Annotated in this window: 12 protein-coding genes and 2 pseudogenes; 10 read left to right on the top strand and 4 right to left on the bottom strand. The window is 56.6% G+C overall.

Features of this window, described 5'->3' with window-relative positions; translation table 11 throughout:
• Positions 1-81: 81 nt before the first annotated feature.
• Entirely contained in the window at positions 82-420 is a 339-nt protein-coding gene (locus tag ACFSO0_RS12595; protein ID WP_376880725.1) for a hypothetical protein, read from the top strand.
• Between the two features lie 146 nt (positions 421-566).
• Here the strand turns inward: ACFSO0_RS12595 and ACFSO0_RS12600 are convergent, their stop codons facing one another.
• Positions 567-1,985 (bottom strand): L,D-transpeptidase family protein, encoded by a 1,419-nt coding sequence (locus ACFSO0_RS12600; protein WP_376880728.1) that lies wholly within the window; start codon positions 1,983-1,985, stop codon positions 567-569.
• Between the two features lie 252 nt (positions 1,986-2,237).
• Here ACFSO0_RS12600 and ACFSO0_RS12605 point away from each other — a divergent pair, with 252 nt between their 5' ends.
• From ACFSO0_RS12605 to ACFSO0_RS12620, 4 genes are all read left to right on the top strand, one after another.
• Entirely contained in the window at positions 2,238-2,780 is a 543-nt protein-coding gene (locus tag ACFSO0_RS12605) for an RNA polymerase sigma factor SigX (protein ID WP_376881063.1), read from the top strand.
• Positions 2,777-3,955: an anti-sigma factor family protein gene (locus tag ACFSO0_RS12610; protein ID WP_376880730.1), complete on the top strand. Its 1,179-nt coding sequence runs from the start codon at positions 2,777-2,779 to the stop codon at positions 3,953-3,955. The genes ACFSO0_RS12605 and ACFSO0_RS12610 overlap by 4 nt, the downstream gene beginning before the upstream one ends.
• Before the next feature lie 80 nt (positions 3,956-4,035).
• Positions 4,036-4,998 (top strand): ATP-binding cassette domain-containing protein, encoded by a 963-nt coding sequence (locus tag ACFSO0_RS12615; protein WP_376880733.1) that lies wholly within the window; start codon positions 4,036-4,038, stop codon positions 4,996-4,998.
• Positions 4,970-5,833 carry an ABC transporter permease gene (locus tag ACFSO0_RS12620; protein ID WP_376880735.1) on the top strand — a complete coding sequence of 288 codons (864 nt, stop codon included), beginning with the start codon at positions 4,970-4,972 and terminating at the stop codon, positions 5,831-5,833. The genes ACFSO0_RS12615 and ACFSO0_RS12620 overlap by 29 nt, the downstream gene beginning before the upstream one ends.
• A 69-nt stretch (positions 5,834-5,902) precedes the next feature.
• Here the strand turns inward: ACFSO0_RS12620 and trmB are convergent, their stop codons facing one another.
• A complete protein-coding gene (gene trmB, locus ACFSO0_RS12625) occupies positions 5,903-6,547 on the bottom strand; it encodes a tRNA (guanosine(46)-N7)-methyltransferase TrmB (RefSeq protein WP_376880738.1) in 645 nt (214 codons plus the stop codon).
• A gap of 518 nt (positions 6,548-7,065) precedes the next feature.
• Between trmB and ACFSO0_RS12630 the strand changes: the two genes are divergently transcribed.
• Positions 7,066-7,566 (top strand): C40 family peptidase, encoded by a 501-nt coding sequence (locus tag ACFSO0_RS12630; RefSeq protein WP_376880741.1) that lies wholly within the window; start codon positions 7,066-7,068, stop codon positions 7,564-7,566.
• Positions 7,567-7,784: 218 nt separating this feature from the next.
• Here ACFSO0_RS12630 and ilvD read toward each other — a convergent pair whose 3' ends face one another.
• Complete coding sequence (ilvD, locus tag ACFSO0_RS12635; protein ID WP_376880743.1) at positions 7,785-9,461, bottom strand: dihydroxy-acid dehydratase; 1,677 nt, start codon at positions 9,459-9,461, stop codon at positions 7,785-7,787.
• Between the two features lie 220 nt (positions 9,462-9,681).
• Between ilvD and ACFSO0_RS12640 the strand changes: the two genes are divergently transcribed.
• Positions 9,682-10,155 (top strand): PaaI family thioesterase, encoded by a 474-nt coding sequence (locus ACFSO0_RS12640; RefSeq protein WP_376880745.1) that lies wholly within the window; start codon positions 9,682-9,684, stop codon positions 10,153-10,155.
• A 107-nt stretch (positions 10,156-10,262) separates the two neighbouring features.
• Here the strand turns inward: ACFSO0_RS12640 and ACFSO0_RS12645 are convergent, their stop codons facing one another.
• Complete coding sequence (locus tag ACFSO0_RS12645) at positions 10,263-10,640, bottom strand: hypothetical protein (RefSeq protein ID WP_376880748.1); 378 nt, start codon at positions 10,638-10,640, stop codon at positions 10,263-10,265.
• 116 nt (positions 10,641-10,756) lie between these two features.
• Between ACFSO0_RS12645 and ACFSO0_RS12650 the strand changes: the two genes are divergently transcribed.
• From ACFSO0_RS12650 to ACFSO0_RS12660, 3 genes and pseudogenes are all read left to right on the top strand, one after another.
• A complete protein-coding gene (locus ACFSO0_RS12650; protein WP_376880751.1) occupies positions 10,757-11,533 on the top strand; it encodes an inositol monophosphatase family protein in 777 nt (258 codons plus the stop codon).
• A gap of 546 nt (positions 11,534-12,079) precedes the next feature.
• A pseudogene (locus tag ACFSO0_RS12655) lies at positions 12,080-12,547 on the top strand (glutathionylspermidine synthase family protein); the annotation flags it as partial.
• A 50-nt stretch (positions 12,548-12,597) separates the two neighbouring features.
• Positions 12,598-12,726: pseudogene (locus tag ACFSO0_RS12660) on the top strand (DUF350 domain-containing protein); the annotation flags it as partial.
• Between the last annotated feature and the right edge of the window lie 219 nt (positions 12,727-12,945).

Consider the following 12,945-nt stretch of genomic DNA (forward strand, 5'->3'; position numbering starts at 1 on the left):
ACTCAAACAGTTTCACCTATTTGCACATCTTCTTCCGCGTGGTACAATACCTATAAATCGGGAGACAAGGGGGGACAGTCCATGTCTGACTACGCACAAAAGGATTTACCCGCATTCTTTTTGGAACAACTGCGCCAAGCCAAAGTGAATTTTGAGCGAGCTCTCGACTGCAAACACACCGATTTTGACGATCTCTACCCATACATGAACGAGCAGCCGCAGTTTTTCTGGTACAAGCGCTATGTCGCTTGGTCAGAACTGTTGACTGTCGTGAGGCTGGCGGAAGAATTGGGAATCGAGTGGACTCGTGATTTTACCGAGCAGCAGGTCGAATTCATCAAAGGCAAGGTATTGCAGGGAAAAGTGCTCGATCATTGGAAGCCGGAAGAAAAGACGATAAGCCAATTGGAAGAAAAATAAATGTACGAACAAAAGCGCGTTCCTCGGGGAGCGCGCTTTTTGTTTTGCTCGCGAGCGGGAGAGAGGGAAGAGAGGATGCTCCGCCCGGAAAAGAATGGAGCGTAACGATTTGCGAGCCTTATGCGTCTTCACTGATGTGAATTGCGTCAATGCAGCCAGCGGTAGACTACCTGGGGTGTTTCTTCCGCGGGACGCGCCGGCAGGATGAGCGGGGCGGGATTGCTCCACGCCAAGGTCTGGACCGGGGCATCGGTGGCAATGACCTCCGTTCCGAGCGAGACGAAGGAGTACAGCTCCTCGACAGCGGCATTGAGCATGCGTATGCAGCCGAGCGAGAGGGAGGCGCCGATGCTCTCCGGGTGGTTGGTGCCGTGAATGGCGTACCCGCTGCTCTCAAACACCATGCCTCTGGTGCCGTAGATATTGTCGTGCCCGCGAGGATGGTTGATCTTTTGCAAAATGGTAAAGTAGCCTTCGGGAGACAGACCGTCTTTGCCGATCCCGATCGGGTAACTGCGCACGACTTGTGAGCCGCTCATGAGCCGCATCGTATACGTGGCTTCCGCGATCCGGATCTGCAGCGGCTCCAGCGGGACGAGCGGCTCCGGATAGCCCGGCAGCGGCAAGACGTCGCGGAGGCTGGCCCAGGCGGCTTCCGGACGGAAAGACGCGGGACGGTACAGGTAACTCTTCAGTCCGAGCCCGGCAGGAGGCGCAGGGACCTGGGGCAAATAGTTGCCGGGGTAGGCTCCCGCAAGCTGGGAAAGGCTGTCCGGCAGGCTGCCTTTTTGCTGGTAAAAGCGGTACAGGGCGTTGCGCAAGAGCAAGACGTGTTCGAGCACCTGCTGTTCCTGTCCCAGGGCGGTGCGGGCGGGACGAAGCAGCGAATCTTGCGGGTAGGCTCCCGGACGCGGGAACCACGTCTGGCTGATGACGGTTCGGTTGAGCGGATGATACCGCAGCACTCCCATGACGTTCGCGGGCTGGTAAAAGAGCAGCGGCGTAAACAGCGGAGCTCCCGCGACTTCTGGCACGACGATGACAGAATAAGGCTGAGAGAGTGACGGGCGGCGGTTTTCCACGTATTGCCGCACCTGATCCTTGAGCTGATCCGCACCGAGCTGCGCGGGGACTGCGATGACCTCCACATGCGGCTGCTCTTTGGAGATAGCCGGGGAGACGGGGGCAGTCGTAGCGGCGGCCGGGCCAGGCTCTGTCAAGGGAGACGGAGAAAAGGCAAACTGAAAGTAGAGAAAAAGCAGGGTGGCGAGCAGCCGGCGCGTTTTGCTCCGCCATTCCTGCTGCTTGCGCTCGCGAAGCAGCGCCTGGTACGCCTCCCGTGCTTCGTTGTAGTAAGGGCCGGGCTTTGCGTGCAGAGCCCGGCGCAGAGCAGACAAGGCCTGCTCCTGTTCGCCGCGCTCCGCATACTCCCGCCCAAGGTGATACCAGCCAATCGCCTCGTCCGGATGCTGCTCGGTGTACCACCGATAAAAGGAAAGATCGCTCTGATCGGGATATTTCATATGATAGGTACTTTTTTCCTGCAGAAAGGAAACCTTGTCCACGATACTCCCCCCTATTAGGAAGTATCGGACGGGGTGGTTGGAAAAGTTAGGGTGGAGGGAAAAAAGATGGTCACCGACCATTACCAGCTGACGCGCCGCTTTTTGGAAAACCGCGACAGATACTGGGAAGAATAAATGTTTATCCGCGCTGTCACAAAATTACGGTCGGCGGTTTCTAGTAGATGTAAGGAAGCGAAAGGACCCGACGGCACCGGATGTGACGCCATCAGATTGGAGGGATAGCGATTGGAGGTGCAGGCAAAGCTGGCGATGAAATCCATGCTGGTCCCGAAGGAGGCGGATTCCTTTCGAGACTTGTTTACCGCCTATTACCCTTTCGTAGTGAGACAGATCATGCGCATCGTCAAAGACCAACAGACAGCCGAAGACATCGCGCAGGATGTGTTCCTCTCCTTTTATCATACGGATCGCTCTGCCATCCAGCATATACCGGCGTGGCTGTCCCGCGCTGCCGTGAACGCCGCCTGCAATCATTTGCGAGCGGAAAAGCGCAGACAGGATCGGCAGGAGCGGGAAAGGGCGTTGCAGGAAACAGCCGCCCCTTCCACGGAGGAGATGTGGCTAGCCCAGGAGACGATCCAGGATGTGCGCGACGTTCTGGCGCAATTGGACGAGAGGGAGCGTACCTTGCTCGTCATGAAGTATTCGGGCTTCGCCTATGCCGAGCTGGCGCAGGCGACAGGAACGCAGGTCGGCTCGGTAGGCACCTTGCTGGCGCGGGCCAAGAGCAAGTTTCGCAGCATGTATCGTTCTGTAAAGGGGGGCAAAGGGTGAACTGTGCGGATGCAGGCTTGATGCAGGCGTATTTGGATGGGGAGTGCAGCAGCGAGACGAGCTTGCAAATCAGCGAGCACGTCAGCCAGTGCGAACAGTGCCGTCAGCTGATGGCAGAGCTGTCCGCACTCGATGCGTGGACACGGGAGACGATGGAGCAGGGGCTGTTTCGCGGGGCCGAGCAGGTCCAGGTCGATACGGAAGCAGCTTGGCAGCGATTTGCAGACAGGCTGGGACAGAACGCCGGGACCGCTTCGACACTGGCCCACTCCGCGCAAAAGCAGGTTAGAAAAAGGAGCTGGAAAAACATGAACAAGACGACGAAAAGATGGGTGACTGGCGCTTCGGCGGCAGCTGTGCTGGCGGTATCGCTCTCCTTCCCGCAGGTGCAGGCGGCAGCGAGCGACTTCCTGTCTATTTTCCGGATGGATAAAGTAGAATTTGTGAAAGTGACGCAGGACGATTTGCAGCAAGTCGAAGCGTGGATGTCCAGCGGCAAAGCGGGCGAGATGGAGCTGAAAGGAATCGGCAAAATCTCGATCAAGGAAGACGGACAGAAAGACAAGGAGGCCCGGATGTACGACAGCCGCGAGGACGCAGAAAAGGCGGGCGTGAAGCTGCCGAAGCTGCCGAAGCTGCCGCAAGGGCTGGACGTCGACAGCGTCGAGGTAAGACCCGCCTTTACCGTCCAACTGGAAGTGAATGTAGAGAAGGCCAACAAGCTGCTCGCCCAGCTGGCGGTCGATCAGCGATTCGATGAAAAGCTGGACGGCAAGCCATTTGAGCTGAAAGTGCCGGAGATGCATTCGATCTGGCTGAACAAAGGAAAAGAACGGCTGAATTACACGGTCGTGGATACTCCCGAGCTGCAAGCGCCGGAAGGGGTAGATCTCGAACAGCTGCGCGAAACCATTCTTTCCCTGCCGTTCATCCCGGACAATGTGAAGAAGCAGATGCTTGGCATCAAGGATTGGCAGCACACCTTGCCTGTGCCTTACATGACGGGCAAGGACAGCAAGATGAAAGAAGTTAGGGTGCATGGCGCAAGCGCGATTCTTCGCACGAGCGAGAATTACAATCAGATCGTCTGGCAGCAGGACGGACGCATCCACATGCTGGAAGGCTCTGATACGAAAGCCGACGACTTGCTGCAGCTCGCAGGAGAAATGGAATAAAGTCAGAACGAACGGGTGAGCAGAGCAGCCTGGTTGGGGGCGCTCTGCTTCGTCCCGTTTTGGGAGGGGGGCCGGAAGTTATGGCGGATTATGTCATTGAGACGTGGGAATTGTCCAAGCAATACGAGGGCAGGGGCGGCTGCAAAAATGTCACCTTGCAAGTGCCCAGAGGCTCCGTATTCGGTTTTCTGGGGCAAAATGGCGCGGGCAAGAGCACCTTTGTCCGAACGCTGCTCGGCTTGCTGCACCCGACAGGCGGGAAGGGAGTCATGCTCGGGGAGCCGATCGGCAGCGTGGAATCGAGGCAGAAAGTCGGCTATTTGCCGGAGCTGTTCCGTTACCCGGACTGGCTGACAGGTCAGCAGCTGCTCGAACACCATGCCGAGCTGTGCGGTTTGTCCAGCAGTACGCGCAAAACGGTCATCCGCGATGTCGTGGCGCGGGTAGGGCTTGCGGGGAGAGAAAAGGAACGGATTCGCGGGTATTCCAAAGGCATGCAGCAGCGGATCGGGCTTGCTTGCGCCCTCTTGTCCGACCCGGAGCTGATCTTTCTGGATGAGCCTACCTCCGCCCTCGACCCGATCGGGCGAAAAGAAGTGCGCGAGCTGATTGCCGAACTGCGGGATCAGGGCAAGACGATCTTTCTCAACAGCCACCTGCTTAGTGAGATGGAGTCGGTCTGCGATCATGTCGGGATTATCCATCGCGGCGAGCTGGTGGTGCACGGGGAGTGGAAAAAGCTGAACGCGGTGCTGCCGCAGGTCGAGCTGACGCTGGGCAATGACAGTGAGGCTGCGTTGGAGCAGCTGCCGTCATTTGTCCAGCAAAAGAGCCGGGTCAAAAGCGAAGCGGAGCTGGAGCAATGGCTGGTCACGCTGGATGGCGAGGGGCGAGTGCCGCAGCTTTTGGAAGCCTTGCTGGCGCGCGGAGTCGCCGTGCATGAAGTCGTGCGGAAGCGGCAGTCACTGGAGGAAGTGTTCTTGTACTGGGTGCAAAGGAAGGAGGGGGAAGCGCATGTGGCCGATCATGAAAATCACGTATAGGGAGATGATCTCCAAACGCATTTTTACGATCACCATCCTGATGTCGCTCGCCTTTTTGCTGCTGTTCGGGGTAGGGACCTGGTATGCGTCCAGGGAATTGGGGGAAGCGTTGGGAAGTGATGCGCAGTCCAGGCTGGAGCGAGGCTTTCTGTCCACGCAGATGCTGGGGATGGGGCTGTTTTTCGGCTCGTTCATTACGGCTCTTCTTGCCATTTTGAGCAGTGTCGGGAGCATCGCCTCGGAGGTTGAAAGCCATCAGATCGACACATGGCTGGCGCGGGCGCTGCCGCGTCGCACGTATTTGCTCGGGAAGTTTTGCGGGCTCGCCAGCCTGCTCGTTATTTACGCGCTGATCATGTATTTCGGCTTGCTGGGAATCAATCAATTTGTCGGCGGGGGCGCACTGGCTGTGCCAGTCAGCATGGAAAAGGTTCTGGCCGGAGCGGGCTTTTTCGTGCTGATGCCGATCATTCTCGTCTGTGTCTCTCTGCTGCTTAGCAGCGTCACGACGACTGTAACCGGAGGAATCGTTCTCATCATTTTGTACGGAATCAGCTTCATCGGCGGGTTTATCGAGCAGCTGGGCACGATCATCGGACAGACGTCGCTCGTGAACATCGGCATCATCTCCAGCCTGATCTTCCCGACGGACGCCATGTTCCGCAAGGCGACGATCGCCCTGTTCGATACGGCGGATGACCCGATTTCCTTTGCATCTAAAGGCATTTTCGGCAGTGCCTCGGTGCCGAGCGATGCCATGCTGGTTTATACGCTCATCTACGGGGTGGCGGCGTTGTGGCTGGCAGTGCGCTTGTTCGGCAGGCGGGATGTGTAAAAACAGGAAAATGTAATAGCACGAAAAAAGGAAGCCGGGTCATCATCCAGGCTTCCTTTTTTCGTGTTTTCAGGAGAAGCTGCAGTGCGCCTCGCAGCGATAAATGCGCTGGCCTCGGGATGAGAAACGCTCCTCGTACTCCGTCATCACATTGTCTTCCGCCAGCTTGGACTGATGCAGGTCGAACGTGATGTTGCGCAGCTGGAACCGCTCCTGGGCGAACTGATTGAGCGAAAACTCGAACAGCTTTTCATTGTCTGTCTTCATATGAATTTCGCCATCCGGCTTCAGCACCCGGCGATACGTGTTCAGGAAGCTGGCGTAGGTCAGGCGGCGTTTGGCGTGGCGGGTTTTCGGCCACGGATCGCTGAAATTGAGGTACAGACGGGAAATTTCGTGATCGTCGAACAGGTCGGTCAATTCTGCGGCGTTGAACTGGACGAATGCCAGATTGGGGATGTCCCTGTATTCGGTGCGCTGTGCCGCGCGCAGGACGACCTCTGCCTTCAACTCCACGGCGATGAAGTTCACATCGGGGTAACGCTCTGCCAGCGTATTAATGAAGCGTCCTTTTCCGCAGCCGATCTCGACGTGGATCGGATTGTCGTTCCCGAACCGCTCCTTCCACCGCCCCTTGAAGGATACGGGATTGTCTACGAACGTCGGATATTCGCGCAGGGCCGATTCGGCACCTGGTATGTTGCGCAGTCGCATATGTGCCTCCTTATATAAAGAACTCCTATCTACTTTACGATGACTCTTGCAAGGTTGCAAGCATGGCAGGGTGAGAGAGATACGAGCTTCCAGTCAGGAGAGAACGCACATGCCATCCGGAAGGGATTTTCTGTAAAGGGAACTAGGTCATAAGTCATATGTAGCGCGGAAATGGCGTGATATGCAGAGGATAAATTTGGTTGAATTGCGAGGTACATTCTGGCAGAAAAATTAACTGAAAATTTGCGGAATGCCTTTGAAATCAGGCTTTTGAGCGTCAAGCAGAAAGTTTATCCAGAAGTGGGTACGGGATTGGAAATAATTTGGGAATATTACGGAGCCAAAGGCGATGGTAGAGTAGAGAACAAGTGAGAGGTCAGCCAAACTTTGCATACAAAAAGCTTCCTGCAAAAGGGAACCGCGAGCAGCGTGGACAAGCTCGCAGAAGCTTTTATGCGTAATGGAACGGGAGCAAACTTGCCCCGATTCCAAGACGATTGAAAGGGAGGATGAACAGCATGAAATTACATAAGGGAATTGTCGGCATCATGATGGGACTGGCTCTTGGATTCACGGCCATCGTCGCTCCGCTTCCGGGAGAGCAAAATGTAGCGCATGCAGCCTGGACGCAAGCCAAAGCCGATAAAGTCATCAACACAGGCAAAAAATACTTGGGCACACCTTATAAATTCGGCGCAAGCAGCGCCACAACCAAAGTATTCGACTGCTCTTCTTTCACGCAGCGGGTGTTCAAAGTCGCGGTCGGCAAATCGCTGCCGCGCACATCCCGCGACCAGGCGAAAAAGGGTGTCAGCGTCTCCAAGAACAACCTGAAAAAAGGCGATCTGGTCTTCTTCAAAGCCAGCAAGACGACGACCAGCAAACGAATTACGCATGTCGCCATCTACGCCGGCAACAACAAACTGCTGCATACTTACGGGGCGCCGGGAGTGACCTTCACGGCGTTCAAAGGAACGTCATGGGAGAAGCGTTTCGTCTCTGCGCGCCGTGTCCTGTAACGAACATCTCTTTCTCCTAATACGTCTTGCGATTGCAATAGTTGCGAATGGGACAACATGCAAATCCTGTCAGCGCCGCTCATGCGGAAAGCTGGCTGCAAGGTGCGGGAGCCCGCTCGTCCGAAAAAAGACGGGGGGCTCCCTTTTTGCGCGGTGAAGTCGATGAAAAGGCACGCAAAAACCCCCTTACGCTGTAAGTAAGGGGGCTTGCTGTTGGCTTAGTATTTCAGAACAGCGCCCGTGCTTGCATTGGTCACCAGTTTGGAGTAGCGGGCCAGGTAGCCGTTTTTCACTTTCGGCTCGAATTCCTTCCAGCCTTCTGCGCGGCGGGCCAGTTCGGCTTCGTCGACATGCAGCTGGATGGAGCGTTCCTCGAGGTCGATGGAGATGATGTCACCGTCCTGGATAAAGGCGATCGGTCCGCCTTCAGCCGCTTCAGGCGATACGTGGCCGATGCTGATGCCGCGGGAAGCGCCGGAGAAGCGTCCGTCGGTAACGAGCGCTACTTCCTTGCCCAGCCCCATCCCGACGATCTGCGAGGTAGGAGCCAGCATTTCCGGCATGCCTGGGCCGCCCTTTGGCCCTTCGTAGCGGATGACGACGACGTGGCCCGGCTTGATTTTGCCGGATGCGATGCCCGCCAAGGCTTCATCCTGGGAGTCGAAGCAGATCGCAGGCCCTTCGTGGCGCTTGATGGACGGATCGACGCCGCCCGTTTTGATGATCGCGCCTTTTTCCGCCAGATTGCCGAACAGGACGGACAGGCCGCCAGATTCGCTGTACGGGTTCTCCAGACGGCGGATGACCTGGTCGTTTTTGATCTCGGCATTTGCGATGTTCTCGGCCAGCGTCTGACCGGTGACGGTGATGCGGTCGGGGTGGATGGCGCCCGGTTTTCGGGAAATTTCCTTCAATACAGCAGAGACGCCGCCTGCTTCATGGCAATCCTCGATATGGTATGCGGAGGACGGAGCCAGCTTGCAAATGTGCGGAACGCGCTTCGCCACTTCGTTGATGCGCTCGATCGGATAATCGATGCCGGCTTCCTGGGCGATCGCCAGCGTATGCAGGACGGTGTTGGTGGAGCCGCCCATCGCCATGTCCAGCGCGAATGCGTCGTCGATCGCTTCCAGTGTGACGATGTCGCGCGGTTTGATGTCGCGTTCGATCAGCAGTTTCAGTTTTTCAGCCGATGCTTTGACCAGCTCTTTACGCTCCGGAGAGACAGCGAGTACGGTACCGTTGCCTGGGAGAGCCAGTCCGATTGCTTCCAGCAGGCAGTTCATCGAGTTGGCGGTAAACATGCCGGAACAGGAACCGCAGGTCGGACAGCCGTATTGCTCCAGCTCTGCCAACTGCTTGTCGTCGATCAGTCCCGCCTGATGCGCGCCGACCCCTTCAAATACGGAGGACAGGGAAATGGAGCGGCCATCGCTCGTCTTGCCCGCTTTCATCGGGCCGCCTGTGACGAAGACGGTTGGGATGTTGACGCGGAGTGCGCCCATGATCATGCCCGGCGTAATTTTGTCACAGTTCGGAATACAGATCATGCCGTCGAACCAGTGAGCGGCGACGACGGTCTCGAGGCTGTCTGCGATAATTTCGCGGCTGGGGAGGGAGTAGCGCATCCCGATGTGGCCCATGGCGATTCCGTCGTCTACTCCGATCGTGTTGAATTCAAACGGCACCATGCCTGCCGCACGCACGGCCTCTTTGACGATCTTTCCGAATTCTTGCAAATGCACGTGACCCGGAATGATGTCGATATAGGAGTTGCAAATCGCGATAAACGGTTTGTCGAAATCTTCATCTTTGACGCCGGCTGCACGCAGCAAGCTGCGGTGAGGCGCACGGTCAAATCCTTTTTTGATCATATCACTGCGTTGTCTGGCCAATTGAAAAATCTCCCTTCCTATTAGGTGATGCCTGTCTTTAGTTTTGAACTATCTTATCACTTCTTAACGGATTGAAACAACCGTAAAAGTCTGAACATTCGTTCAGGTTTGCTTGCAGGCAACTCCGCTCCGGCCCTTGACTAGCGGGGGAAAGATAGAATTATGGAGATGTTTGGGCTACAATAGAGAGATCGATTCTATTTGCGCTGGAGTGAACAAAATGATAGAGGAATTGAAAGGAATCTTGGAGGAGGGCAGCGAGGAAGAGCAGCAAATTCTCGCGCTCGCCCTGCAGGCCATTCGCCAGAGACGCGAGCGGGGCAGCTCCTTTTTGTCCGGCTTTCTCGGCCTGAAGGGAGAGTTCGTGGACGAGCGCACCTATCGCTTCGAGATCCCGCTGACTGTGTTTATGCACAACTCGGGCGGCGCGGCGCACGGCGGCATCCTGGCGACATTGGTCGACTCGGTGATGGGCTCGCTCATCAATCGCTCCCTCCCGCCGGAGCAATACGCTGTGACGACCGAGCTGAAAATGAACTATTTGCGCCCCGGCAAAGGCGAGCGTCTGCGGGCGGAAGCGACCTTCCTGCACCGCGGACAGACGCTCGTCGTCATGGAGGGCAGCGTGTACGATGAGCGGGACAAGCGGATCGCGCATGGCACAGGTACGTTCATCGTCCTGAGCCGGAAATAGAAGAAACGGCAAAACCTCTGCTCCTGTGCAGGAGAGAGGTTTCGGGCGATGGTCTGGTCTGACTGTACATTTGGACATCTCCAGGCGATGACGGGAACACTCTTGCCTCACTTGATGGCGACAAGGCCGCTGTATTGCGAGATGTAGGACAGCACTTTAGACGAGAGCGGCACGATGAACTCCATGTTCTCGTGCTCGACGATGCCGGAACGGGAGACAACCCGCGCCCATTTGACCACGAGCTTGTAGTAGTCGGAGCCAAAGGTGGAGTGGATCGTCTCGCTCTGATAGCGGAACGAGACCGGGGGTGTGTCGAGCTTGACCGGCACCATGCTGACGATGTCGTGCAGGAACAGGTGATAAGTCATGTGGGGCTTGAAGAATACCAGCTCCTTGCTGGTCACGGAGCAACCAAGGCTATGGTTCATCTGGGAGAACTTCAGCTCGCCTTCCATGTTTTTCAAGCGGATGAAGTCGCTGTTCATTTCATATCCCCTCCTGTCGTGGTGGCCGATCGGGTATCTTTCTATCATAGTCAGGGTGCAGACAGGTGCGCAAGTGAAATCAATGGATCATGAGAGAAAAGAAGGAGAGAAGACAGATGCTGGAGATTGCCAAGGAAGCGGCGAATGTAGCCGGGGCGTACTTGAAGGAGCGGTTTTTGGAGCAGCTCGTGCCGGACGAGGAGCTGCACAACGACGTGAAACTGCCGGAGGACAAGGAGAGCGAGCGGCGCATCATCGAGGTGCTCCACCGCCATTTCCCGGCGCATACGATTTTTTCCGAGGAGGTCGGGATGGTTTCCCGGGATGAGGAGTATTTGTGGATCGTCGACCCGCTTGACGGCACGAATAACTACTTCATCGGCCTCCCTTACTTTTCTGTCTCGATCGCCTTGCAGCATCAGGGCGAGCTGGTGCTGGGCGTCGTCTACAACCCGGTAGCGGGCCAAATGTTCTGGGCGGAAAAAGGAAACGGTGCCTACCTGAACGGCAAGCGCCTCAGTGTCAACGACCGCACCGACGTGACCCGGGCGGTGGGGACATACATCCGGGGGAGAAACACGGTGACGAAAGAACAGGAGCTGGCCTTTACCGAGCCATTTGTGATGAACACCAAGCGTTTGCTGCGCAACGTGGCGCCAGCTCTGGACTGGTGCCTGCTCGCCAACGGCTGGCTGGACTACGTGGTCATGCAGCGCTCGGGAATCATGGATGTGGCTGCAGGCATCGTGATCGCCCGGGAAGCCGGAGCCACGATCACGGACTGGCAGGGCAATCCGTATCGGCACGAGGCTTTCCGGCAGGACAGTGTTCGTTCCCTGCTGGCGAGCAACGGGCATTTGCATGAAACCATTCGCGGCATGATCCAGGAGTAGGAGCAGGCGCTATGGACTCCGGCAGCGGCAGTTACGCCGATCTGCCGATTTTTTTGCGTATGTGAAAACCGAATATTTACAGATTCGTATATTTTTGGAGGTTTTGAATGCTGGAAAGAGGGAGGAAAGACGATGGCGCGGTTGGAATATCGATTGCTGGATGAGGCGAGGGGATATCCCGTCCTGTTTTTCTACGACCGCATTGACAAGGATGAGGTATCCTTGCGCTTCGCCTGCGATTATCTCGTCAAGGGGCATGTCGTCTACGAAAAGACGTCGTGCGCCGTGGAGCCGGAATGCTACGTCATCTACGTCAAGCGCTCGACGGAGGAACAGGCGCTCGATTACGCACATACGGCTTCGGCGAGATGGGGCAGCATCCAGATGGAGCTGCGCGAGTACAGAGAGGGTACGGCGATCTATCCGCTGGTACATACGTACTACTTCAAGGACGATGACGATGCCCTGCTGCATTTGCAAGCTCGGGGTAAGCAGGAGATGACCATGATGCCATATTTGCAGAAGCGGGAACGGCTGTACGGGCCGATGCGCGAGGAGGGCGTGTTTACCTGGGACCGGATATACGGGGAGGAGTACGCGCTGGCTGACGCGCATCGCATCACGCGCGCATTTCGCCAGGAGGTGGCGGAGGCGACGGACCGGCTCGGAGCCATTTTTGCAAGAGTGCTGCCGGTGCTGCAGCAGGCAGAAGATTCATTATTATGCGAACTGGGCGTGCCCGCGCAGGCGCTGCAGGCGGTCCGGACGGCAGTATCGCGCAAACTCCCCACGGTCATCGGACGGTTCGACTTTGCCGAGACGGCAGAAGGGATCAAAATGCTGGAGTTCAACAGCGACACGCCTACGGGAATCGTCGAAGCCTTTTACGCAAACGGGCCCGCCTGCCGCTTTTTTGGCATGCAGGACCCGAACGAAGGGATGGACGCCCAGATCGCGCCAGCCTTTGCGCAGCTGCTCGCAGCGTATCGCAGGCAGGGATGGCGGTCGGAGCACATCTGGTTCAGCTCGCTCGACTGGCATGAAGAAGACTGCGGCACGACGCTCTATTTGAATGGGTCACCCCGTTCAAGGTCGTGTCCGAAATTCCGAATGGCAAGCTATCCGTAGGTATTTTCGCCTCTCGTCTGAGCATTGCGGCAGGCCTGCTGATGGCGGCGCTCATCAGCTACTAGGAGCCAGTCAGACACTGCCTGAAATCGGGAAAGGTCATTTTGCATCATGCCCGGCTTAGTCGGCCAATTGCGCCGTCCGCCGGTCTTTTTTATTATGCAAATTTATCCGCAGATCCGGAGACTGCGTGAACAAAGTTTTTTCCAATACGTGAAGAAACGCCCGGAAATCACCCGGTTCAAAATATTATGCCGAAATGAAATATTTTTCATAGTTGACGG

It is taken from the genome of Brevibacillus sp. GCM10020057, assembly GCF_042683565.1.
GTDB lineage: Bacteria > Bacillota > Bacilli > Brevibacillales > Brevibacillaceae > Brevibacillus.